We start from the raw sequence: 23,590 nt of genomic DNA, 5'->3' as shown, positions 1-23,590 counted from the left end.
CTGGCGGCCAATTGAACCCTGATCCCGAGTACACCGTGTCTGATACCTCTTTTTCCTCCCTGAACCTGCCTCCTACTATGCTCAGCAACCTGGCTGACCTTGGCTACAAGGAGATGACCCCGATCCAGGCGCGCAGCCTGCCCCACGTACTGGCTAATAAAGATATTATCGCCAAAGCGAAAACCGGCAGCGGTAAAACAGCCGCTTTTGCCATTGGTTTGCTGTTAAAAATTAATCAGCGGGATTTCGGCACTCAGGCACTGGTCATCTGCCCAACCCGGGAACTCAGCACCCAGGTCGCTCAGGAGATTCGTCGACTGGCACGGTTTAAAGACAACTTGAAGTTGGTCATTCTCTGCGGCGGCCAGTCCGTTGGACCACAGATCGGTTCACTGGAACATGGCGCACATATCATCGTCGGCACCCCTGGACGGATTCAGGACCTGATCCGTAAAGGCAAACTCGACCTGTCCCGCTGCGAAACCGTCGTGCTGGATGAAGCGGACCGAATGTTGGATATGGGCTTTTATGAGCAGATAGAAGGCGTTATCGACAACACACCGAAAAAGCGTCAGACACTGCTGTTTTCAGCCACCTATCCCGATGGCATTAAGAAACTCAGTTCAGATCTCCAGGTTGAGCCTGTCGAGGTCACCGTCGAAGCGGTACACAGCACCGGTCAGATAGCACAATCTTTCTATGCATTGGAAAAAACCAAAAAACCTGAAGCGCTGGTACGGATACTCAGCCACTTCAAGCCGGAATCCACCGCGATCTTCTGCAACACTAAAGATCAGTGTCGAGAAGTGTCAGACCATCTGCGTAATCTGGGCTACTTTGCCGCAGCCCTGCACGGCGATCTGGACCAACGCGACCGTGACCAGGTATTAGTTCAGTTTGCCAACCGTAGTAACACCATACTCATCGCCACCGATGTCGCCGCCCGTGGACTGGATATCAGCGATCTGACACTGGTTATCAATTACGACCTGCCCCGTGATCCAGAGATCTACGTTCACCGTATAGGCCGTACAGGCCGTGCAGGCAAAGAGGGCATGGCGATCAGTATCTACCGTGATTCTGAGCAGTACAAAATGGACATTATCAGCGAATACCTGTCCCAGACACTGCAGACCGAATCTCTCAGTAGCCTGAAAAAAGCCAGCTCGGATGAGCCCACTAAGCCCGTTATGCGAACTCTCTGCATCGCCGGTGGTCGAAAAGATAAGATACGTCCGGGAGATATCCTCGGCGCGTTGACCGGTGAAGCCGGCATCGATGGCAGTGTTGTAGGCAAGATCGATATCTATGACTATGCTGCCTATGTGGCCGTCAAACGCGAAGAAGCGCGTAACGCCCACAGTCGTTTGGTCGAAGGTAAGATCAAAGGCCGCCGCTTTAAAGTAAGAATGTTATAAAAAAAGTTTTACTGTATTGAGCAAGGTATTTTAATATGGCTGTAGCATCAGCACGGCATATTCTGGTGAAGACAAAAGCAGAAGCCGAAAAGTTAAAGCAACAACTGGAGAAAGGGGAGGACTTTGCCCGTCTGGCAAAAAAGCACTCTCAATGTAACTCTGCTAAACGGGGTGGTGATCTGGGCGAGTTCCGACCGGGCACCATGGTAAAAGCATTCGACGATGTGGTTTTCCGCAAGAAAGTACTGGAAATCCACGGACCGGTGAAAACGAAGTTTGGTTTTCATCTTATTCAGACCCTCTATCGCAGCTAAACGACTAGTTGCCAACTTAAGGAGGCAGTTCCTATGAAACCGGCCAAAAAACAGAAACAACACCCTAAGTTTATCGAAGCGATGCAGAAACTCTCTGTTATGAATGAAGATGAACGTCTCTCCGAAGAGAACAAAGAACTATTCGACCAGGCCATCGCTTATGCGCCCCTGGAAGCACAGCCTGCGCTGATAGCGATACAACGGAAGTATGCGGAGGTTCATTAGTTTTAAGGGCTGAGACGTGGCTCGACGTCGCTTCGCGACTTGCTCGTAGTTCGTGGCTCGAAAAAGCTTAAGATCAAAAGATTAAAAGAGAGCCTTGGGGCTCTCTTTTTTTGTTTGGGGAAGAGCATCCTGAGGAGATCTTTTTTACAGTGTTTAGTGGGATGACGGGGATCGAACCTTGTGTAAGTTTTACCAAACAATAAGTTATAAACAATAATGACTCGTCAGCGCTCTGCTTCCAATTAATCGATCGTACCTGCAAGCATAACTAGCTTCTGATAATTAGACCAAAGCCAGTGCTTTGTCGATGCGTTAGAAGAACGAGTATTCAAAGCATTAATATAACTATTTAAAAATTCCCTTTTATCATTTGAGAGGTTACCCGAACGATCCTCAAAGTCATTAAAACCGACCATTTTATATCTATCATTTTGACGCCGGCTAAACCCAGGCACAGCGTTGTGATGGTGTAAGCTTGAAAAAAGTAGGCTCATCGACGTTATAGTCGATATGCTTAAATCATAAACAATTGGAATATCATTGGGTACTTCGCTTTGAAGTTTGTTCTTATCTGTTCTTTCATCGAAACTAGTAAGTGATAAATGGTGTTCTAGAAGTGCCGTTAACAGCATAAAAAATCAATTAACTGAGGGCTTTTGTCTCTCTCTCCGGTCGAAATAATTGATCTTAAGCATGACTCAAGCTTTGCAAGAATTTGGTCTAGATCACGAATCTCTAAATCATATGCCCGGATGAAATAGCTAACATATTTCTGCAAGGTCTGAGCGTTATCAGTTACCAAGCCTGGGGCGATAGTTATATTTGGAGAACTATTAGCCTCTTCAAGGCTGAAATTTTTAATGTCTAAATAGTGTTCTATATCCGGCTTAGGTAGAGTTGCCTCTCTATCAAAAAAACGGCGCAAGTATTTTATAGAATCAAACTTGTTTCCGTATACTGCGTTCATAGAATTAGATAATTGTTTAGTATCAGTGGCAATTATGAAAACAAAGTTTTTTGTATGGAAAAAATGTTTAATCACCTCCAGCATTTCTATTGCATAGTCAGGTCGACATCGATCAAGCTCATCAACTAAAACAATTACTGGCAGCTGTGCTTCTCGAGTATTTCCTAAGACTTCAGCTAATTGACCAAGCTGAATCCGAATCTCAGAGATAGCACTTGTCTGCACAAGGTAAGAACCTTTTAATTCATCTATAAACTTTATAGAGCTTTCATCGTTTAATAGCTCCTTAGCCAAGTCAGACCCAATTGTGGCATCACCAAGAAGTTTATGTGTTGTGAATCCTGCCGCTCCATAGAAAGAGCCCTTAATCACTCTTCCTAATAGCGACTTTACTGTCTTGAGATCCTCACCAATGTTTTCATTAAAAAGAGATAATTGTTCTAAAAGCTCACTTGTCACGACTGTCAGAGGATCTTTTGAAAAATCACTTTCCCAAGCGTTTATGTAGATAGTAGGAGTTCTTTTATTTATGAAAAGTGTATACAAGCGTTTTAGAAATTCAGTCTTACCTGAACCCCATGCGCCATTAATATTTAGTACGAAGCCATCCTTTTCACCGGAGATATAATCTGCAATAAAGTGACCATACTCTTTCCGGTCTAACTTACAATTTTCAAAAGTATGGGACTTAAGCCATTTTGAATATTTAGCATGTTCTAAATGATATTTAGACACTCAACAAATCCTTATGTATTTAATCCAAAATCAATGGGGTCAGAGTCATTGATTCACATACCCATTCACTGAGTGTGCCTTAAATATGAAAACCATTCAAATGGGCTGATTAACAATTTGGCACGGACTTATTCCCCCTCTGTGCAGCCGAGCATTGGAGTTTTTCAATGAATAGCATGGGGAACTGTTTGAGGGCGCGAAGCAACCGAGTTTTTCCCATGTCATTGGAAAACGAAACGCGCAGGGTAGTCGGCGAAGCCGACCAAACAGCGGGCGCGGCTTTAGATTGTTAAGACCTTTAGCTGTTGAAAGGTCTTGACCCGCCCAGCAAGGCGGAACAGAAAGAAACGAATTACAGCGGCAATGAAAAGAACAGAAAACCATCAGAAAAGAAATCGACGCAGGTACCCAGAGGGCATATCAGCACGACTCCTACAACAACAAAAAAGAGAGCCAATGCCCTCTTCTTCAGCTTTACGATTTTTCGAGCAACTAGCAAGCTGCGCAGCCGCGTCGAGCAAGCAATGTGCTCTTCATTGCGGTCTAGCTACGGCCCCTAAACATTGGGCCCAATATCTAACGCACTACCATCTGAAAAACGAGAGAATCGGAACCGCGACAAATCATGCTCGCTCTCTTCCCTATTCACAATCTGAGAAACAATTCGCCCAAACGCCGGCCCAATACCAAAACCATGCCCACTCATCCCTGTGGCAACGATAAGCCCTTCAAAATCAGGCACCCTATCAACGATGGGCACAATATCAGGCATCGCATCAATCATTCCCGCCCAGGCATCCAGTATTTTAGGCTCGCCAATTTGTGGGAAGCGTTGCGCAAAGCGCTGTTGCATCACTTTGACTTTACCTTTGGCAGGAGCCGGGTCGAGCATGCGGGTGAGTTCAAAAGGACTTACCTCATCGGCCGCCCAGTGGCGTTCGACTCGCCAGGCATCCGGTGAGTTAGCGACTTCGTTCATCCAGGGCCTGATTTCGTGGAGATTTTGTAGTCCCGTTTTTAGCCACTTAGGTAATAAACGAAACGAATCAGGGCCTATAAAGTGATCATGGGAATCGGTGAGTGCGAGGGAGTAGCCCCCGTCATTACGTCGGCGCACCGCCAGTTTTTTATCCGCAAAACTCGTGGTGGTAATGCTTTTAAGCGGGGCTGTTCTGGCCACGGATGCGCGTACCGACAACTGCGGGATATTGATACCGTGGCGGCGCAGAAACAGTGATGACCATGCGCCCCCCGCGACGACAACTTGAGATGTTTTGATGCGGCCAGCCTCAGTAATAACCCCGGTGATTTGGCCGGCTTCGATATCCAGTGTACGCACGGCGCAATTCTCTCGGATAAGAACACCTTCGCTGTGGGCTAACTCTGCTACAGCAGGAATCGCCTCCCAGGGTTCTGCCCGGGCATCACTGGCGGTATAGGTCGCCCCGGCCCAAAAGTTTTTTGTTTGCGGGTCGAGTTGAATATGTTGCTCAAGTTGAGCGCTAGTCAATGCTACGGTATCAACGCTATGGGCTGCGGCAATACTCAGCCACTCTTCGCGTTTCACCTGATCCGCTTCGGTTTGCGAAAGATACATCACCCCCACACGCTTCAACCCGGTGCGGCCTTTAACTTCCTTATCAATCGATTCCCAGAGCTGCGACGCTTCCATCATGATGGGCAGTTCTGCAGCATCACGACCATGCTGCCTGATCCAACCCCAGTTTCGTGACGACTGCTCACCGGCAATTCGACCTTTTTCGATGACCATAACGCTAAGGCCTGAACGCGCAATATTCAGGGCGGAGAATATACCGATGACGCCGCCGCCAATAACCACCACGTCGACCTCTTCAGGCAGTGTGTCATTAAACGCAATAGAAGTGTTTAGGGTGATCATCTTGAGCGTCCTTGAAATTTATCGCGTTAGAAATATGATTTAAAAGATCGAACCCGCAGCCGATGGCAACGCTCCATGGAAGGCTTTCTAAATCAATGGGATAACCCTCTTTGATTTACATATCCATTTACCTGAGTGTGCCTTAAAAATGAAGCCCATTCAAATTGGCTGATTAACAGGCTGGCACGGATGAGTTCCCCTCTGTGCAGCCGAGCATTGCAGCTTGGAAACGGATTGAGCGAGGACTGTCTGAGCCCATTTTTTGGGCGAGTTTATAGCCGCAAGCGTCTACCCTTCGGGCCAGCTGAAGCTGTTCAGGCTTCGCCTGTCGCAGACCATTTCTAAGCGAAACGCGCAGGGGAGTCGGCGAAGCCGACCCAACAGTGGGCGCGGCTTTAGATTGTTAGGACCTTTAGCTGTTGAAAGGTCTACTCTCTTTTCATAAGAAACGCTCAGCGAGAGCGGAACAAGAAATAATGAATTACTGCTGCAAGGAAGTGAACTGACTAACCATCAGGATAGAAACCAAAAAAATCGCCGTGGGGGCACGGCCCCTACAGCAAGCCAGCCGCCCTGTAGGGGCCGTGCCCCCCCCCGACAGATAAAGCATCTTTATTCTCTAAAGTCGTTAGTCAAACCACCTTAGCCAACCCTCGCCAGCTATCCTGGGCGGCAAAGGCGGTAAATGTTTGTACAGTCTCCTGTTCTGAATGCTCACGCCAGACACAAGCGACCGTTCTCACCAGACCAAAATCCACGATAGGAATACTGACCGTACCTTCTTCTATTACCGTTTCAGCCAGTATTGCTGCGGCCAGGTTGTTCCGCACCATGGTTAGTGCCCATGAATCATTATCGGTGCGACAGGTAATATGTGGCTGCGCCTGCTCCGCCAAAAACACCCGCTTTCCCTCGTTCAAAACTTCACAGTTTTTACGCAGGACGAAGGGCAAACCGTGTAGATCAGCCAGCCGCACACTGGCCCGGTTAGCCAGTTCATGCTGTCGCGATACCATCAACTGGAATCGTTCCTGATAGAGTGGCAACTGAGTTTCTGAGCTGTCTTCCCCGGACAGCGAGGTCAACAGCAGGTCTGCTTTGTTCTGTCCTATCTTATTAGCCAGTTCCAGCTTATTTCCGGAATGAAGGTGCAGTTCTATCTCCGGATAACTGGTATGAAACTCATGCAGTAGCTGATTAATCGGTGGAGTATTCAAGGTATCCAGCACGCCTATACGTAGCTGACGGGGATGCTGTTCCGCCTTCAGTTCGCTCTTGGCAGCATTACATTCAGCTAGTATTGCAAAGGCCCGGTCCCGAAACCGTCGGCCGGCCGGCGTCAAAGTAACCTGCTTATGGCTACGCCTTAGCAGTTCTACACCTAGCTCCTGCTCCAGCGTTTTAACTGCGGCTGAAAGCGCCGGTTGAGTCACAAACATTTTCTCCGATGCTTTAGTGAAACTGCCTGTTTCCTGTACCGCCAGAAAGTAACGTATCTGTCGAATTTCCATCAAACCGCCTCCAATGACTTGATATCAGCTTAAGCTCAGCGATATCTGATGAGAAATCATCTCTTTTCATCACTACTATAAATTAAATTTATAGAAAGAATAATAATTAAAAATTTCACTTATTCTTAAAATTCAGCCTAAATAGATCGGGTAGAACATGAAAAAAACATGAGGCCATTATGGGTAGCGAAATTCTAGAACGATTCCCGGTACAACTGGAGATACCCATTGCATGGGGTGAGATGGATGCCTTTCAACACGTGAACAATCTGGTCTATCTGCGCTGGTTTGAAAGTGCCCGCATGGCATATTTCGGAAATTGTGAGTATCTGGACGTAATGAAAGAGAGCGGTATTGGCCCGATCTTAAGAGACAGCCGGATCCGTTATCGGATCCCCCTGACCTTTCCTGGCAACGTGATCTCAGCGACCCGGATCACTCGTCTGGAAGAAGATCGCTTTACTATGGAACATCTGGTTTGGAGCCCAGAGCACAATGCGGTAGCCGCAGAAGGCGATGCTGTCGTCGTATGCGTGGATTATGAAAAGAACTGCAAAGCCGCAGTACCACAACACTATCGGGATCTGATACTAGGGATGGAGCCGATACAGCCAGAGATATTTGACTAACACTCTTCGACCAGAGCGCTTTGACTTACAAGTAATTAAGAGGCGCTTCAACACCCCTCCGATCAGCCTGTGGAACAACGCCTGCTGTTGTTCCATTTCTTAGCCTGAACACCACCGACGAGCAGTGGTGTTCAGTGCATTTTTTCCTATCGGAGCAGCCGCTTACAGTGTAATCGTTGCCACCCTTCCTCCCAGTAACAACGGCAGGTTATAGGGAGTTAAAGGGATCAGAGCCCTTTTACTTGAGTCTGTCTTAAAATTAGCAAACCATTCAAGATGACTGAAGAATGGTCTAGCACGGACATATCCCCTCACTTTTCACAAGAAACTATCGGCGAGAGCGGAACAAATAGTAATGGATCATTTAGGCAATGAAATAAACCACCCAAACATCAGAGCCTGAATCGCCGTGAGGGCACGGCTCCTACAACAAGCCAGCCTTCCTGTAGGAGCGATGCCCTCATCGCGATTACGACAATATACCGAACCTAGAATCTGGGGAAGGACACGTCTCCCACAATAATTGTTAAGAAACTTCTGCTTAAACCCACCTCCTCTGTTGCTTTTTCGAGCAACGAACCACCAGCAACTCACGCCTCTTCATTGCGATCTAAGCGCCTTCAACTCCCTTAAAACCTCGTGAGCATCGGTACTCAAAGGCAGCTTCGATATCGCTAATAACTCCTGCCGGGTATGGCCCATATCCTCAAGTATGTGATCATCATAACGAAGCAAGTCGATTAAAACCTGTCGGCGGCAATAGCCTGCATACCAATCTTTTAAGGCCTGAATGAACGGCAACGAACGAAGCCTGGAGCTGACCCGATCTTCAATTGATTGAAGAATAGTGGTCGATGTTTTTGTAGTCCTCATTTCATGGCACAACATAGCGATACTCCTCTATTCACCACCAGCCTCCAGCGGTGAAAATGATTAAAACTGTTGAATGAGTCGCGACCTCGGAATAGATACTGGCCCCCAGACATTGTTTAAACAAACTAAAAATACTAAAGCAAGGATTAAGAAAAACTTAACACTGGTTATCGCTATGCTTGCAACCTCGCCTCCATTATTAGAGTTCGACCTATTAAGATCTTTTGTCGCAATTGCAGAAAGTGGTAGCTTTACCCGCGCGGCTGAGCAGGTTTTTCGCTCTCCGGCCGCGGTCAGCATGCAGATCAAGCGTCTTGAAGAAACCCTGGGTAAAAGCTTGTTTCTACGCGAAGCGAGACAGGTTCGTTTAACCCCGGAAGGCGAGGTATTACTCAGCTATAGCCGTCGTTTACTGAAGCTAAATCAAGAGGCCGTCAGCCAGTTTGTAGCCCCCAGCATCGAAGGAACGGTCTGTTTTGGGTCTCCAGAAGATATCGCCAACAGCGTTCTGCCGAGGGTGCTGGCACAGTTCGCCCGGTCTCATCCCGCGGTAGCCGTTAATGTCATCGCTGGTAGCAGTACAGAACTGTTGTCACGATTAGACTCGGGTGAGCTTGATATGGCGTTGTTAACGGCTGGAAATGTAGGCCAGGATCCCAGGCGTGGTGAGGTTGTATTTACCGAGCCACTCATCTGGGCTACCCGAAGCGGTGGTCTGGCGGTAGAAAGCCACCCCCTTCCTCTCGCTGTTGCCAGCCGTGGCTGCTGTTGGCGTACGATGGCCCTCGAAGCATTAGACAAACAAGGTATTGAATACCGTATCGCCTATGCCTGCGACCAAAGCTCTGGCATGCAAGCAGCGATGGAGGCAGACCTGGCCATTGCACCACTACCACAAAGTCATATGAAAGCCCCCTTTGTTCAGGTAGATGCTAAATGGGACCTGCCTGAGCTTGGAGAATATCAATTACTCTTCGAACATCGAAAGGAACTGGGTCCTGCGGGTAATGCCTTAGCCAGCTATATCGTCAATGCCTGGAAAACACCCCGTTGAGTTTCCAGGAGTCAGGTTTTGTACTTTGCAGATAAATAAACCGAACCTAGAATCCAATCAATGGGTCAGAGTCATTGATTAACACACTCATTCACCGTATATGAAAATCATTCAAATTTGCTGATTAACAGGCTGGCACGGATGAGTTCCCCTCTGTGCAGCCGAGCATTGCAGCTTGGAAACGGATTGAGCGAGGACTGTCTGAGCCCGTTTTTTGGGCGAGTTCCACAGCGCCGTTTCTAAGCGAAACGCGCAGGGAAGTCGGCGAAGCCGACCAAACAGCGGGCGCGGCTTTAGATTGTTAAGACCTTTAGCTGTTGAAAGGTCTTGACCCGATCGGCGAGAGCGGAACAGAAAGTAATGGATCACTTAGGCAATGAAATAAACCACCCAAATATCAGAACCTAAATCACCGTGAGAACACGGCTCCTACAACAAATAATGAGAGCTAATGCCTTCTTTTGCTTTTTCGAGCAACTAGCAAGCGGCGAAGCCGCGTCGAGCAAGCACGCACTCTCAGTTGCGATCCAGAAACTGCTTTTATCAAAACCCTAATCCACGCCGTTTTATTTGCTTGAGTATGACGTTGGTTTGAACGGTTTCTACCAAACCCAATTTGAATAGGGACTTCTCCAAGAATTCGTTGTAGGCCTGAATGTCCTCGCAGACGACGTGCATATTGTAGTCATCGTTGCCGGTTGTCGCGAAACAATCCACAACAGCATCACACTCTGCCATGGCTTGTTCAAACACAGATCCAGACTCTGGCTCGTGTTTGGATAGGGTTATCATCACAATGGCGCGAAAATTCAGACCCGCCTTATCCTCGTTTAGTACGATACCGTATCGGCTTATAATTCCAGCCTCCTCGAGTGCCTTGATTCTCCTCCAACAGGCCGAATGCGAAATTCCCACGCGATCTGCAATGTCGGCGTTGGGTGTGCGGCTATCTGTCGCTAGCAACTTTAAAATCAATCGATCTCGTGGAGTTAACTGCATTTGAAGTATATTTCCTCTCAACAACTAATTATCGAATAATTTAACCATTTATATGGAAAAAATGGTAAAAAAAAGAAAACCCATTCCACTTAAACTGCTTAATATAGTCATTAAATTTAGTTGTCGCTGTTAGAAAGGCTAAGGGTCGTCATGAATAACGATACATCCAATGTTTACCAATCCATCGCACAGTCAGTACTCGATCACGACATCGATACTATGTTTGGTCTCATGGGAGATGCCAATCTATTTATGGTCGATCATTACGTGCGTCACTGCGGGGGGAAATTTATACCCGCAGCCATCGAAGGTAGCTCTGTGTTAATGGCCCTGGCGTACTCAAAAATATCAGGCAAGGTCGGTGTGGCTACCGTGACCCACGGCCCAGCGTTAACCAACTGCATAACGGCTTTAGTTGAGGGTGCGCGATCCCATATGCCTATGGTGCTCCTTTGTGGGGATACGCCGGTATCTCAAACGCAGAATTTGCAAAATATAGACCAACGGGCACTGGTCAAAACCACGGGCGCCGGCTTTGTGCAGATTCGCTCACCGGAGACTGCCTCCTACGATGTCGCTGATGCTTTCTATCGGGCGCGTGCTGAGGCGCGCCCAATAGTGGTGAATATGCCCGCAGATTTCATGTGGGAAGAAACCAAGCATGAGAAACGGACCTTCCCGGTCTTTAATGCGCCAGCCATGGTTCCAGAGGGTAATGACTTTGACGATGCCATCGGTATGATCGCATCGGCACGACGTCCTATCATTCTTGCAGGTGGTGGAGCGGTCCACGCCAAAGATAGCATTATCCGATTGGCTGATCGTTTAGAAATTCCGCTGGCGACCACGTTAAAAGCTAAAGGCCTGTTCAATGAACACCCATTCAATATGGATATCTTCGGTACATTAAGCACCCCGCAAGCCTATGAGCTAATCGCTCAGTCGGACTGCATTATCTGTTTTGGCACCAGTTTGCATCACTTCACGACTGACCGAGGAAAGCTGGTTAAAGACAAACGCATCATTCAAATTAATCAAAATATCACCGAAATCAGTAAAAACTTTCATCCTACCGTAGCGTTGGCGGCCGATGCGAAGCTAACTGCCGAAAATATTATTTTCTGGTTGGATGAAGCGGAAATTCCGCCCAGTGAATTTACCCGTGAACTGGAACCTTTCTCCCTCAATAAGCATCCGGCTACTCCGGCTAAAAGCGGGGTGGATGGAAGCGTAAATTATATTAAAGCACTGGAGAAGCTCGAAAAGGCTCTGCCGAAAAATCGAGTTCTAACCACTGATGGCGGGCGGTTTATGACTGAGGTTTGGTGTCGAATTTCAGCACCTGATCCACAGAGTTTCATAGTGACCGCACACTTTGGATCCATTGGCTTAGGTCTTCAGGCTGCAATCGGGGCGAGTCTGGCTGTGAAAGATCGACCGGTGATTGTTTTTACGGGCGATGGTGGCTTTATGATGGGCGGCATCAATGAGTTTAATACAGCGGTGCGCTTAAAGCGTGATCTTATCGTCATTGTATGTAACGACTCGGCCTACGGGGCAGAACATATCCAGTTCGTTGACCGTGATATGGATCCTGGACTAACAATGTTTGAATGGCCCTCTTTTGCTCAAATTGCGTCAAGCTTGGGTGGACAGGGGATCGAAGTTCAGTCAGAAGCAGACCTTGATGCAGCGATTGTTGCGATAGAACAACGTGATAAGCCATTGTTGATCGAACTTAAGCTCGATCCCGATGATGTACCTCGAATGCGAATCTGATTTCAGATTTCCAAATAGGAACATTTGGGCGCAGAGTAAAAAATAACACAAAGCACCTAGCCTAAATACGGCACGGATTGATTCCCCCTCTGTGCAGCCGAGCATTGCAGCTTAGAAACGGATTAAGTGAGAACTGTCTAAGGGCGAGTTTATAGCCGCAAGCGGCTACCCTTCGGGCCAGCTGAAGCGGTTCAGGCTTCGCCCGTCACAGCGCCGTTTATAAGCAAAAAGCCTAGCGAAGCCGGCCCAATAGCGGGCGCGGCTTTAGATTGTTAAAACCTTTAGCTGTTGAAAGGTCTACTCTCTTTTCACAAGAAACGATTGGCGAGAGCGGAACAAGAAGCAATGGATAACTTAGGCAAGGAAAGAACAGACAAACCATCAGCAAAGAAATCAACGCAAGGTACCCAGAGGGCATACTAATGCGCCTCCTACCGTTCTAATATCCGCTTAACCTGCATTTGCAATTCCGGCACCAACTCCTCCTCAAACCAGAGGTTTCGCTTCAACCAGATATTGTTCCTAGGGCTGGGATGCGGCATCGGAAAAACATCAGGGGCATGCTCGCGCCAGCGAGAGACTATCTCAGTGACAGACCCCTTTTCTTCCAGATGCCAGGCTTGTGCATACTGGCCAATCACCAGTATCAGTTGCAGATTAGGCAGCCGGTCCATCAATTGTTGTCGCCACTGAGGGGCGCACTCTTTGCGCGGTGGCAGGTCGCCGGACTTGCCGGTGCCCGGGTAACAGAACCCCATCGGTAGAATCGCCAGTTGCTTGGCGTCGTAGAAGGTTTCGGGGGTAATGCCCATCCAGTTACGTAGCCGATCACCACTGGGGTCGTTAAAGGGAATACCGGTTTCGTGTACTCGCCGACCAGGGGCCTGGGCTGCAATCAGGATTTTTGCCTGGGGGTCAAACTGAATCACCGGCCTGACACCATCGGGCAGGTGCGGCAGGCAGAGATCGCAGGCTTTAACCCGGGCGATCAGTTGTTGATCAGATTCCACTGTTAACGACTCTATGGATTTCACTGCTGCTGACCATACTGTTTACTCGCTTTCGGGCTGACAACATAATATTACGCGGAGTCACTGCCCGATCGCAAAAAGTGCCCAGCTCAATTTGATAATCGTGGGCTTCAAGATCGGTTACCAGATCCAGAACCAGCCAGAGTTCTATCGGACGACGGAAACAGTTACGCAGCAATGATAGCCGCATCACCTCGCTAAACCGCTGCCAACCGAAGGCTTCAAGTTCAGCCCAGTCAGTATCCGCGGGAAGGCTCAAGGCCTCACGATCGGCGAGCTGTTGGCAGAACTGGCTAAAGCTCAGTTTCAGCCACTGTTTTTGCACCGGTTTCATGGTGCGATAGGCCTGATTCCCAATAATTCGGTTACGCAGTTCAACAAAACCGAGCTTCCAGGCCATCTCCCGGTCACGGCTGGTCACTTCGGCCTGACCCGCTGTGACGGTTTCAGTCACCGCCAGACGCAGATCATCCCGACTCAGTTGAAGCGACAGGCCCTGGGTTCTGGGTTGGTACTGCTGTTCAACGCCAAACGCATAGCAACAGGGGACGATATCCAGTGCGGCCATCCCATGGGTCACCGCGCGACGTTGTAATGATCGGTGCAGTTCACCGCAGGCATGCAGGGCAACGCCGTGGTGGTCGGTCACATTCAGTTCCAGGCCCGGCTGTAACAGATCGACCTCTGTGAATGATTGATATAGTCCAAACCGCTGCGCCTGTTGCTCCCCGGCCCGGCAGAGTTCGGGGTTTAGTTCCAGCGTAGTCACCGGCTGATCACCGGCCATTCCCAATAAACGGCCCAGATGTCCTTTGCCGCCACACCATTCCAGTATCGGTGAGGTCACTGAACCCACATGGGAGGCAAAGGCTTCTATCTGGGTACGCTTGCGGCCCGGCATGCCATTAAAGAAACGGTTCTCCGGTGACAAATACTCTGAGGGGGTACGTTTGGGTAACCGGCTGAGCGCATCTAATTGCGCGACCTGGGGTAGGTAGTGTCCGATCCACTCCACCAACGCATCAGGATTGCGGCTGAACCGTTGCAGTTGCTGATCATCCAGATCCAGTAATGCCTGGGTCAGCTGTGGATAACTATGACACCACGCCGGCCGCTGCTGCTTAAACGGCTGAGGCCGCCAAAGTTCAGCGGTGGCAGAGAGCTGTTGATCCAGCTGATGCAGTCTCTGCTGCCAATTTTTTGAAGGAGTAGTCATGGCGCCTATTCTAGTCGTCTGACTCGGGCTTGTAATCATCTGTTCATCTTTCTGAAAGCGGGTTGTCATTTTTACCCGCCATACTGCCAAAAACGGATTGATGGACACTGATATGCAGCCGATCCACACCATGTTTATCTCAGACATTCACCTGGGCACCCCGGATTGTCAGGCTAAACTCCTAAGCGAAGCCCTAACAGCACTTGCCCCGAAAAAGCTCTATCTGGTTGGCGATATCATCGATCTGACGGCAATGCGCAAGAAGGCAGTTCTGCCTCAGGATCAGCAACTGCTGATCGGCCAGTTTTGGCAGATGGCGAAAGATGGCTGTGAGATTATCTATATTCCCGGTAATCATGATGCGCCGATGCGTAAGATCTGCGGCTTGAAGCTGGGCAAGTTTCTGGTACGCCGCAAAGCGATTCACAAAACCCGTGATGGTCGGCGCTTTCTGGTCTCCCACGGGGACGAGTTTGATGGCCATGTGCGTATCCATCCGGTCATGCTGGTACTCGGCGACCGGGGGCATCAACTACTGTTGTGGCTCAATCGCAACTACAACAAACTACGCCAGTGGTTGAAGCTGCCCTACCGTTCACTGGCAGGGATGATCAAGCAGCGTTTCAGTACCGCGCAACGCTATATCGAGCGTTTTCAGGAAGCGGCCTGTACCGAAGCCAGCCGCCAATCTCTGGATGGCTATATCGGTGGGCATATCCATCAGGCCGGTTTTACCCACCTGAAAGACATACTTTACTGTAATGATGGTGACTGGGTTGAGCACTGCACCGCCCTGGTCGAGACTGACAGTGGCAAACTGCAGCTGCTTGAATGGCCATCGATGAAGCGAGTCACTGAGCCTTCAGCACCGCTGAAACTATCGGAGGAGCTGGCGCACAGTTGATATATTCCCGGACAGATTATTAACCCATAGTTGAAACGACAAACGCCAGGTCTTTCACTATTCTCTACTAAACCAAGTCGTTATCTGGTTCTCTTTTAATAGAGATTGAGTAGGGATAGTGAACAACATGAATACCACCGTGCACCCGGCAACACAGACCACCGATGACAGCAGTGTCTGTCCCTGTCGATATATCCGTAAACAAGCATTCATTGAGACGGTTCGTCGGCAAAAACTGAAGACAATCGAAGAGGTGCGCGCTGCCACCTTCATCAACACCTCTTGCGGCTGCTGTTATGAAACCGTACAGGCGATTCTGAATGAGCTAAATAACGCCTCAGAGCCCGGCAAAGACTGAAGTCTCTGCTATGCTCTTCTAATGAGCGAATACATTCCGATCCAATGTGCACTACATGACAGTTATGAACTAGCCTGTATGCGCAATCTTATAGACAGCGTGATCTGGCGCGACGATGACGGTCATATTCATCGGCAAAAACTCCGTTTTCTCACTATTTCTATCAAAAATAGTGAGGAGTTTCTGGTTGCCGCCGATCAAGACGCTAATCAATTTCGCATCCGTCTCGATCATATTGAATCAACGCCACCGGGCTATTAAAGACAGTACGATCAACCCCCTCCCCAGCTATTTTAACTGCTGAGCGGTTTTTTCAGCCAGCGATGCGATACGGTCTGCGCCCAGATCCCGATGGGGACGCGCTGCCGACTGCAACACAATTTCAACCGTTGGCAACTCCGGCAGGCCAATCTCATCAGGCACCCGATACAGATCCGGCGGCACACAGCAAGATGAAAGCGTCGTCGCTACCTCCCCCCGACGCACCAGCTCAATCAGCAAGGCACAGTTACCACTGATACAACTTACCTCGTAGGGCCAGCCCTGTTTTATCAAACCATCCACAGCGGTGCTGTGAAATTTGCAGTCGGGCTCGACCAATACCAGCCGTATCTTTTTATCAGGCAGGATAAAGCCCTCCGCCGGAGCCACCCAGACGCCTTTATCCTGCAGTAACAGATAACCTTCTTCGGTTTCAGGGCGCCGGGTAAGGATCGACAGATCCAGTTCACCTTTATCGATAAGTTCCCGCAATTGTGCCGAGGAACCCGTTCGCACTTGCACCTGCAGACCCGGCAGCTGTTTCTGAATCTCCGACAGCAGCTGTGGCAACACACCGGTAGCGTAATCATCCGGGCAGCCTAACAATAACGGACGCGAATCGGTATCCGCCGCCAGCACCCCCAGAGCTTCGTCATGCAGCTTCATGATTCGCCGGGCGTAGCTAACCAACTTCAACCCATCATCGGTCAGTTGCAGCTCGCGCCCCTCTTTCAGAAACAACTTTTTATCCAGCTGCTCTTCAAGCCGTTTCATCTGCATACTGATCGCCGACTGAGTGCGAAACACTTGTGCCGCGGCCCGGGTAAAGCTGCCGGTATCGACAACCGCGATAAAGCTGCGAAGCAATTCATGATCTAACATCAAGGGTATTGATACCTGTTATCAGATTAATTCGTTTGAGAGAGGCACCATTAAGCGACAGACTTGGGCCTAAATCAATCCGCTTCAAACAGGAAAAGGAATCCAACCATGCAACTGGTTATCGGTAATCACAACTATTCAAGCTGGTCTCTGCGGGCCTGGCTGCTGCTGCGTCAATTTGATTTAGATTTTGATACAGTGCGTGTTTCGCTGTACGTTCCCGGATTTTCTGACCGGATCAAAGAGTACAATCCGGCTGGCAAAGTACCAGTACTGTTGGATAACGAGACAACCATCTGGGATTCACTCTCAATCTGTGAATATATCAGCGAACAACACCTGCACAACAAAGGCTGGCCAAACGATCCAGTGTTACGCGCCCATGCCCGCAGCAGCTGTTCAGAGATGCACTCGGGTTTCATGGCCATGCGTAACGAACTGCCGATGAACTGCCGTCGTCATGTGGATAACTTTGTTATTTCGGCTGAGGTTCAACAGGATATAGACCGCATCAGTACTCTATGGCGCGAAGCCCTGACCCAAAGCGGTTCAGATCAGTTCCTATACGGAGACTTCGGTATCGCCGATGCCTTCTATGCGCCAATTGTCTTCCGGCTAACCGGCTATGGCGTCAAGCTGCCCGAACAACTGCAGGCCTATTGCGACCGAATACTGGCACTGCCTGCTTGTCAGGAATGGCTAAAGCTGGCGCAGCAGGAAAGCGAAGTGATTGAGGAAGAAGAGGTTTGAACAGTGGCTAGTTGTTAGACGCGCTGCGCGCTTGCTAGTAGCTAGAACTAAAAAAACCGCGAACTGCTTATTAGCAGTTCGCGGCTTTGAGCTTTTTCTAGCAAGTCGCGTAGCGACGTCTAGCCGCTAGCTCCTGCCCTATAAGCGTCTTATAGACCGTATTTGTCCGCCATATCTTCCAGTGAGATCGGTACGATCTTATCTGCATGACCAGCCGTGCCGAAAGCTTCGTAGCGGGCGGTTACGATATCGTTCATCGCATCCATAGTCACTTTGAGGAATTTACGGGGATCAAACTCAGATGGGTTCTGCGCCAGGAAGCGACGCACTGCTCCGGTAGACGCCAGACGCAGGTCAGTATCAATATTAACCTTGCGTACGCCGTGCTTGATGCCTTCGACGATCTGCTCAACTGGCACACCGTAGGTCTCAGGGATCTCACCACCAAACTCATTAATGATCGCCAGCCATTCCTGTGGAACAGATGATGAACCGTGCATAACCAGATGGGTGTTAGGGATACTTGCATGGATCGCTTTAATACGGTCGATCGCCAGAATGTCATCGGTAGGTGGACGGGTAAACTTGTAAGCACCGTGTGAAGTACCGCAAGCAATCGCCAACGCATCAACACCGGTTTGCTTCACAAAGTCTGCCGCTTCTACAGGATCGGTCAGCATCTGCTCTTGAGACAGCGTACCTTCTGCACCCACACCATCTTCTTCACCGGCCTGACCGGTTTCCAACGAACCCAGACAACCCAGCTCACCTTCAACAGACACACCGCAGGCATGCGCCATCTCAACTGTACGACGGGTAACATCGACGTTGTACTCGTAGTCAGAAGGCGTCTTGCCGTCGGCCATCAAAGAGCCATCCATCATCACTGATGAAAAGCCCATCGCGATAGACCGCTGACAGATCGAAGGGGACGTTCCGTGATCCTGATGCATACACACAGGGATATGCGGGAATTCAGCAATCGCTGCCAGAATCATATGGCGCAGGAAATTAGAACCCGCATACTTACGAGCACCCGCTGAAGCCTGAACAATAACCGGTGAGTTGGTCTTGTTCGCCGCTTCCATGATGGCGCGCATCTGTTCCAGGTTGTTCACGTTAAACGCTGGGATACCGTAGTCATGCTCAGCGGCATGATCCAGCAGCTGACGCATACTGATAAGAGCCATATCTTCACCTTTTTAAAATTAAGCCTGTTCGCGGCTATAAATTCTATCTTAAGCAGCCCGATAGATCAGCTGCTCGTTAGTATACTTTAGATATTAAAGCGGCATGAGCATGCTTAGTCAGCTTTTAACCAAGCCACTTTAAGCGCTGCCGCTTTAATTAAACGCGTTATGAGCGACTGGAGTTCAAGGCAAAAGTTGGTGCAGAAGCGGAGCCTACTTTAGTAGGTGAGCATTCTAAGCCAACTTTTAACGCAGAAATCCTGAGCGCAATAGCGTTTATGCGCGGGATTCAAGCATCGCTACTGCCGGAAGCACTTTGCCTTCAACAAACTCAAGGAAAGCACCGCCACCGGTAGAGATATAGGATACCTGATCAGCGATATCATACTTATCCACAGCGGCCAGAGTGTCACCGCCGCCGGCGATAGAGAATCCTTTGTTTTCAGCAATCGCCAAAGACAATGTTTTAGTGCCTTCACCAAACTGATCAAACTCGAATACGCCGACCGGGCCGTTCCAGATAATGGTACCCGCTTCTTTCAGCAGCTCTGCCAGGTTCGCAGCAGTCTGAGGGCCGATATCCAGAATCATGTCATCTTCAGCAACATCATCCACCAGCTTTATCGTCGCAGTCGCGGTTTCAGCAAACTCAGTGGCAACAACCACATCAACTGGCAGGGGAATATTAACCTTTGCCATCAATGCTTGCGCGGTTGGAATCAGGTCGTGCTCACACAGAGACTTACCGACCGGCTTACCGGCAGCCGCCAGAAAAGTATTTGCGATACCACCACCGACGATCAGCTGATCAACTTTATCAGACAGAGATTCCAGCACCGTCAGTTTGGTCGATACTTTTGAACCACCCACAATGGCCGCCATAGGTGCCACAGGGTTTTTAAGGGCTTTTGCCAGGGCATCCAACTCGCCTGCCAGCAATGGGCCAGCACAGGCAACAGTGGCAAATTTAGCCACACCATGGGTTGACGCCTGAGCGCGGTGCGCGGTGCCGAAAGCATCCATTACGTAGATGTCACAGAGCGCGGCCATCTTCTTAGACAGCGCTTCATCATCTTTCTTTTCGCCGTTATTGAAACGAACATTTTCAAGTAGAACAACGTCCCCTTCAGCCACTTCAAAACCGCCTTCCAGCCAGTCTTGAACCAGGGGAACTTCACGACCCAGCAGGCTACTCAGGTGCGCAGCAACCGGCGCCAGAGAGCTAGCGTCATCATAGACACCCTCAACCGGACGACCCAGGTGAGACATCAGCATCACTTTTGCGCCCGCTTCCAGCGCGTGCTTAATCGTTGGCAGTGATGCGCGAATCCGGGCATCACTACTCACTTGGCCATCCTTGACTGGCACATTGAGGTCTTCACGGATCAGGACACGTTTGCCCTTCAGATCCAGTTCGGTCATTTTCAATACGCTCATAACACTTCCTGCTTTCTAGTCTCTAAAAATTTTAAAGCACCGCCTGTTTATGGCCATACTTTGGAATTACTTACTCTCAGGCTGACAGTTCAGCCAGCCCTGCGCCACATCGAGCATCCGATTGGCAAAGCCCCACTCGTTATCAAACCAGCACATCAGCTTAATCATATTACCGCCGCTAACCCGGGTCTGAGTTCCATCCACAATCCCTGATCGGGAGTCGCGATTGAAGTCTACCGATGCATGGGGCTCTTCGGTATAACCTAAAAGTCCCTTTAACGGCCCATCAGCTGCGCTGCGCAGAATCTGGTTCACCTGGGTAACAGTGGTCGACTCTGCCACATTCAAGGAGATATCCAGTAGCGACACATTAATGGTCGGCACCCGAACATGCAGGGATTCAAACCGCCCCGCCAGCTCAGGCAATAGACGATCAATACCCTTATTCAGCCCCGTATTTACTGGAACGATGGAGTGCATGGCACTACGTGTCAGACGCAGATCGGTCTGGTGGTAGCTATCGATCACCGGCTGATCATTCATCGCTGAGTGTATGGTTGTGGTCAAACCGCTCATGATACCCAGTTCCCGGTGCAGCAGATCCAGCACCGGCACAATACAGTTCGTAGAGCAGGAACCCGCCGCCACAATGCTCTGATCAGAAGACAATAACTGCTGGTTAAAGCCATAGATGATAGTCGCATCAACATCGGCACCGGCAGGTTGGGAAAAGAGTAGTTTTTTGGCACCGCTATCGAGGTGTTGCTGGGCGGTCAACCGATCACTGAACGAGCCGGAACACTCCAGCACCAGGTCAACATCCATCTCAGCCCAGGGCATCGAAGCGGACTCTGACTGATTCAGCACCCGAATGGAATCACCGTTGATCAGCAACTCACTGCCATTATGCTCTACCGGCAACGGAAAACGACCATGGGTAGTATCGTAACGGGTAAGGTAGGTTACCGTATCAATATCCGACAGTTCATTAATCGCGACAACCTGCAGCTGATCACGATAGCCGCACTCATAGATAGCCCGCAGGACGCTTTGCCCTATCCGACCATAACCATTTATTGCAACCCGGTATGCCATACCACCTCGATAACCAAAAAAGCCAACTGAGAGCAGCTGGCCTTTTCTATCAGACTGCCTTTACAGAACAGACTTTACTTTTTCGACAACATTTTCGACGGTGAAGCCGAACAGCTTAAACAGATCACCGGCCGGAGCAGACTCACCAAAGGTAGTCATTCCGACAATAGCGCCGTTCAGGCCTACATACTTGTACCAGAAATCTGCCTGAGCGGCTTCAACGGCAACACGGGCAATCACAGCAGACGGCAGAACCGCTTCACGGTACTCCGCATCCTGCTTATCAAACAGATCGGTAGATGGCATAGATACCACTCGTACCTGCTTGCCTTCAGCTTCAAGCGCTGCAGCTGAATCCATCGCCAGACCTACCTCAGAACCGGTCGCAATCAGGATCGCATCCGGCGTACCAGCAGTATCGCGCAAAATGTATCCACCGCGGGCGATATTCGCCAGCTGCTCATCAGTACGCGCCTGATGCGGCAGGTTCTGACGGGAGAAGATCATCGCTGTCGGGCCATCGGCACGCTCTAGTGCGGATTTCCAAGCCACTGCAGATTCGACCGCATCGGCCGGACGCCAGCAGCTCATGTTAGGCGTATGGCGCAGGTTAGAGATCTGTTCGATCGGCTGATGCGTAGGGCCATCTTCACCCAGACCGATAGAGTCGTGGGTGTAAACATGGATAACACGCTGCTTCATCAGAGCGGCCATTCGTAGCGCGTTACGAGCATACTCCATGAATACCAGGAAGGTTGCACCGTAAGGGATAAAGCCACCGTGCAGCGCCATGCCGTTCATAATGGCCGACATACCAAACTCACGTACGCCGTAGAACATGTAGTTACCGGAAGCATCATCCTTAGTAACTCCCTTGCAACCAGACCACAGGGTCAGGTTTGAGCCCGCCAGGTCAGCAGAACCGCCCATCAGTTCAGGCAGCATAGGGCCGAAAGCGTTCAAGGTATTCTGAGACGCTTTACGGGAGGCGATAGTTTCACCTTTTTCCTGCAGCTCTTTAATAATGACATCAGCCTGAGCTGAGAAGTCTTCAGGCAGTTCACCGGTATAACGACGGATCAGCTCACGGGCTTCAGTTGGATAAGCTTTGCTATATTCTGCAAAACGCTCTTCCCACTCATTTTCCAGCTCGGAACCAACCTCAAGTGCATTCCACTGAGCCGCGATATCTTCAGGAATAACAAAGGCATCATGTTCCCAACCCAACTGCTTGCGCGCCAGAGCGATCTCGTCTTCACCCAGAGGTGCGCCATGGCAATCCTCTTTACCCTGCTTATTAGGGGAACCAAAACCGATAATGGTTTTGCAGCAGATCAGCGTAGGCTGATCTTCGTTGTCTTGTGCCGCTTCAATCGCCGCTTTAATTTGCTCAGCATCGTGACCATCAACGTTGGCAATCACCTGCCAGCCGTATGCTTCAAAACGCTTCGGCGTATCATCGGTAAACCAACCTTCAACTTCACCGTCGATGGAGATACCGTTGTCATCGTAGAAGGCAACCAGTTTACCCAGACCCAGCGTACCCGCCAGCGAGCAAGCCTCGTGGGAGATACCTTCCATCAGGCAGCCATCGCCCAGGAACGTGTAAGTGTGGTGATCGATGATTTCATGACCTACGCGGTTAAACTGCGCCGCCATAGATTTCTCAGCGATTGCAAAGCCCACCGCATTGGTAAGACCCTGACCCAGCGGACCCGTAGTGGTTTCAACACCTGGCGCATAACCATACTCGGGATGACCGGCCGTCTTAGAGTGCAGCTGACGGAAGTTTTTCAGGTCATCGATAGACAGGTCATAGCCGGTCAGATGCAACAGGCTGTATATCAGCATAGAGCCGTGACCGTTTGACAGGATAAAACGATCGCGATCCAGCCAGTGCGGATTCGCTGGATTATGCTTTAGGAAATCATTCCATAATACTTCAGCGATATCTGCCATACCCATTGGAGCACCAGGGTGACCAGATTTGGCCTTTTGGACAGCATCCATACTGAGGGCACGAATTGCATTGGCTAGTTCTCTACGCGAGGACATTTATTCA

General features: G+C 49.7%; 22 protein-coding genes. 10 read left to right on the top strand and 12 right to left on the bottom strand.

Features of this window, described 5'->3' with window-relative positions; all coding sequences use genetic code 11:
* Window positions 1–11 precede the first annotated feature (11 nt).
* Genes dbpA through QZZ54_RS01760 form a run of 3 tightly spaced genes read left to right on the top strand, consistent with a single transcriptional unit; the run spans window position 12 to window position 1,957 of the window.
* A complete protein-coding gene (gene dbpA / locus QZZ54_RS01770) occupies window positions 12–1,418 on the top strand; it encodes an ATP-dependent RNA helicase DbpA (protein WP_290697702.1) in 1,407 nt (468 codons plus the stop codon).
* A gap of 35 nt (window positions 1,419–1,453) precedes the next feature.
* Window positions 1,454–1,732, top strand: coding sequence for a peptidylprolyl isomerase (locus QZZ54_RS01765; protein ID WP_290697700.1), 279 nt, complete (start codon window positions 1,454–1,456; stop codon window positions 1,730–1,732).
* 33 nt (window positions 1,733–1,765) lie between these two features.
* On the top strand, window positions 1,766–1,957 hold the full coding sequence (locus QZZ54_RS01760) for a hypothetical protein (protein ID WP_290697698.1): 192 nt from the start codon (window positions 1,766–1,768) through the stop codon (window positions 1,955–1,957).
* 622 nt (window positions 1,958–2,579) lie between these two features.
* On the opposite strand, the gene QZZ54_RS01755 is transcribed toward QZZ54_RS01760, so the two are convergent.
* The 3 genes from QZZ54_RS01755 to QZZ54_RS01745 form a co-directional block, all read right to left on the bottom strand.
* The gene (locus QZZ54_RS01755; protein ID WP_290697696.1) at window positions 2,580–3,659 is read right to left on the bottom strand and encodes a P-loop NTPase fold protein; all 1,080 of its coding nucleotides are present in this window, start codon (window positions 3,657–3,659) and stop codon (window positions 2,580–2,582) included.
* A 556-nt stretch (window positions 3,660–4,215) separates the two neighbouring features.
* Window positions 4,216–5,559: an FAD-binding oxidoreductase gene (locus tag QZZ54_RS01750; protein ID WP_290697694.1), complete on the bottom strand. Its 1,344-nt coding sequence runs from the start codon at window positions 5,557–5,559 to the stop codon at window positions 4,216–4,218.
* Between the two features lie 632 nt (window positions 5,560–6,191).
* Window positions 6,192–7,070 (bottom strand): LysR family transcriptional regulator, encoded by an 879-nt coding sequence (locus QZZ54_RS01745; protein WP_290697691.1) that lies wholly within the window; start codon window positions 7,068–7,070, stop codon window positions 6,192–6,194.
* A 179-nt stretch (window positions 7,071–7,249) separates the two neighbouring features.
* On the opposite strand from QZZ54_RS01745, the gene QZZ54_RS01740 reads away from it, so the two are divergent.
* Complete coding sequence (locus tag QZZ54_RS01740) at window positions 7,250–7,699, top strand: thioesterase family protein (protein ID WP_290697688.1); 450 nt, start codon at window positions 7,250–7,252, stop codon at window positions 7,697–7,699.
* Between the two features lie 600 nt (window positions 7,700–8,299).
* Here the strand turns inward: QZZ54_RS01740 and QZZ54_RS01735 are convergent.
* Window positions 8,300–8,572: a hypothetical protein gene (locus QZZ54_RS01735; RefSeq protein WP_290697685.1), complete on the bottom strand. Its 273-nt coding sequence runs from the start codon at window positions 8,570–8,572 to the stop codon at window positions 8,300–8,302.
* A gap of 175 nt (window positions 8,573–8,747) precedes the next feature.
* Between QZZ54_RS01735 and QZZ54_RS01730 the strand changes: the two genes are divergently transcribed.
* Window positions 8,748–9,626 (top strand): LysR substrate-binding domain-containing protein, encoded by an 879-nt coding sequence (locus tag QZZ54_RS01730; protein ID WP_290698182.1) that lies wholly within the window; start codon window positions 8,748–8,750, stop codon window positions 9,624–9,626.
* Between the two features lie 543 nt (window positions 9,627–10,169).
* On the opposite strand, the gene QZZ54_RS01725 is transcribed toward QZZ54_RS01730, so the two are convergent.
* Window positions 10,170–10,625, bottom strand: a complete 456-nt coding sequence (locus tag QZZ54_RS01725; protein ID WP_290697682.1) for an Lrp/AsnC family transcriptional regulator — start codon at window positions 10,623–10,625, stop codon at window positions 10,170–10,172.
* A 150-nt stretch (window positions 10,626–10,775) separates the two neighbouring features.
* Here QZZ54_RS01725 and QZZ54_RS01720 point away from each other — a divergent pair, with 150 nt between their 5' ends.
* On the top strand, window positions 10,776–12,404 hold the full coding sequence (locus QZZ54_RS01720; RefSeq protein ID WP_290697679.1) for a thiamine pyrophosphate-binding protein: 1,629 nt from the start codon (window positions 10,776–10,778) through the stop codon (window positions 12,402–12,404).
* Between the two features lie 431 nt (window positions 12,405–12,835).
* Here the strand turns inward: QZZ54_RS01720 and QZZ54_RS01715 are convergent, their stop codons facing one another.
* Entirely contained in the window at window positions 12,836–13,414 is a 579-nt protein-coding gene (locus tag QZZ54_RS01715) for a uracil-DNA glycosylase family protein (protein WP_290697677.1), read from the bottom strand.
* A complete protein-coding gene (locus QZZ54_RS01710; protein ID WP_290697675.1) occupies window positions 13,404–14,720 on the bottom strand; it encodes a methyltransferase in 1,317 nt (438 codons plus the stop codon). Before QZZ54_RS01710 ends, QZZ54_RS01715 begins: the two co-directional genes overlap by 11 nt.
* Before the next feature lie 31 nt (window positions 14,721–14,751).
* Between QZZ54_RS01710 and QZZ54_RS01705 the strand changes: the two genes are divergently transcribed.
* The 3 genes from QZZ54_RS01705 (at window position 14,752) to QZZ54_RS01695 (ending at window position 16,174) form a co-directional block, all read left to right on the top strand.
* Complete coding sequence (locus tag QZZ54_RS01705) at window positions 14,752–15,555, top strand: UDP-2,3-diacylglucosamine diphosphatase (protein WP_290697673.1); 804 nt, start codon at window positions 14,752–14,754, stop codon at window positions 15,553–15,555.
* A 127-nt stretch (window positions 15,556–15,682) separates the two neighbouring features.
* Window positions 15,683–15,913, top strand: coding sequence for a (2Fe-2S)-binding protein (locus tag QZZ54_RS01700; protein WP_290697671.1), 231 nt, complete (start codon window positions 15,683–15,685; stop codon window positions 15,911–15,913).
* Window positions 15,914–15,934: 21 nt separating this feature from the next.
* Complete coding sequence (locus QZZ54_RS01695; protein ID WP_290697668.1) at window positions 15,935–16,174, top strand: Rho-binding antiterminator; 240 nt, start codon at window positions 15,935–15,937, stop codon at window positions 16,172–16,174.
* Window positions 16,175–16,201: 27 nt separating this feature from the next.
* Here the strand turns inward: QZZ54_RS01695 and QZZ54_RS01690 are convergent, their stop codons facing one another.
* A complete protein-coding gene (locus QZZ54_RS01690; RefSeq protein WP_290697665.1) occupies window positions 16,202–17,056 on the bottom strand; it encodes a LysR family transcriptional regulator in 855 nt (284 codons plus the stop codon).
* Window positions 17,057–17,164: 108 nt separating this feature from the next.
* Here QZZ54_RS01690 and QZZ54_RS01685 point away from each other — a divergent pair, with 108 nt between their 5' ends.
* Window positions 17,165–17,806 carry a glutathione S-transferase family protein gene (locus QZZ54_RS01685; RefSeq protein WP_290697662.1) on the top strand — a complete coding sequence of 214 codons (642 nt, stop codon included), beginning with the start codon at window positions 17,165–17,167 and terminating at the stop codon, window positions 17,804–17,806.
* A gap of 149 nt (window positions 17,807–17,955) precedes the next feature.
* Here QZZ54_RS01685 and fba read toward each other — a convergent pair whose 3' ends face one another.
* The 4 genes from fba to tkt form a co-directional block, all read right to left on the bottom strand.
* Complete coding sequence (fba, locus tag QZZ54_RS01680; RefSeq protein ID WP_290697660.1) at window positions 17,956–18,996, bottom strand: class II fructose-bisphosphate aldolase; 1,041 nt, start codon at window positions 18,994–18,996, stop codon at window positions 17,956–17,958.
* Between the two features lie 276 nt (window positions 18,997–19,272).
* Window positions 19,273–20,433, bottom strand: a complete 1,161-nt coding sequence (locus tag QZZ54_RS01675; RefSeq protein WP_290697657.1) for a phosphoglycerate kinase — start codon at window positions 20,431–20,433, stop codon at window positions 19,273–19,275.
* A gap of 66 nt (window positions 20,434–20,499) precedes the next feature.
* Window positions 20,500–21,528, bottom strand: a complete 1,029-nt coding sequence (locus tag QZZ54_RS01670; RefSeq protein WP_290697654.1) for a glyceraldehyde 3-phosphate dehydrogenase NAD-binding domain-containing protein — start codon at window positions 21,526–21,528, stop codon at window positions 20,500–20,502.
* Between the two features lie 60 nt (window positions 21,529–21,588).
* Entirely contained in the window at window positions 21,589–23,583 is a 1,995-nt protein-coding gene (gene tkt / locus QZZ54_RS01665) for a transketolase (RefSeq protein ID WP_290697652.1), read from the bottom strand.
* Between the last annotated feature and the right edge of the window lie 7 nt (window positions 23,584–23,590).

This window comes from Amphritea sp., assembly GCF_016744155.1.
GTDB lineage: Bacteria > Pseudomonadota > Gammaproteobacteria > Pseudomonadales > Balneatricaceae > Amphritea.
The sequence above is the reverse complement of the archived record's forward strand: the minus strand, read 5'-3'. Positions and strand labels throughout refer to the sequence as shown.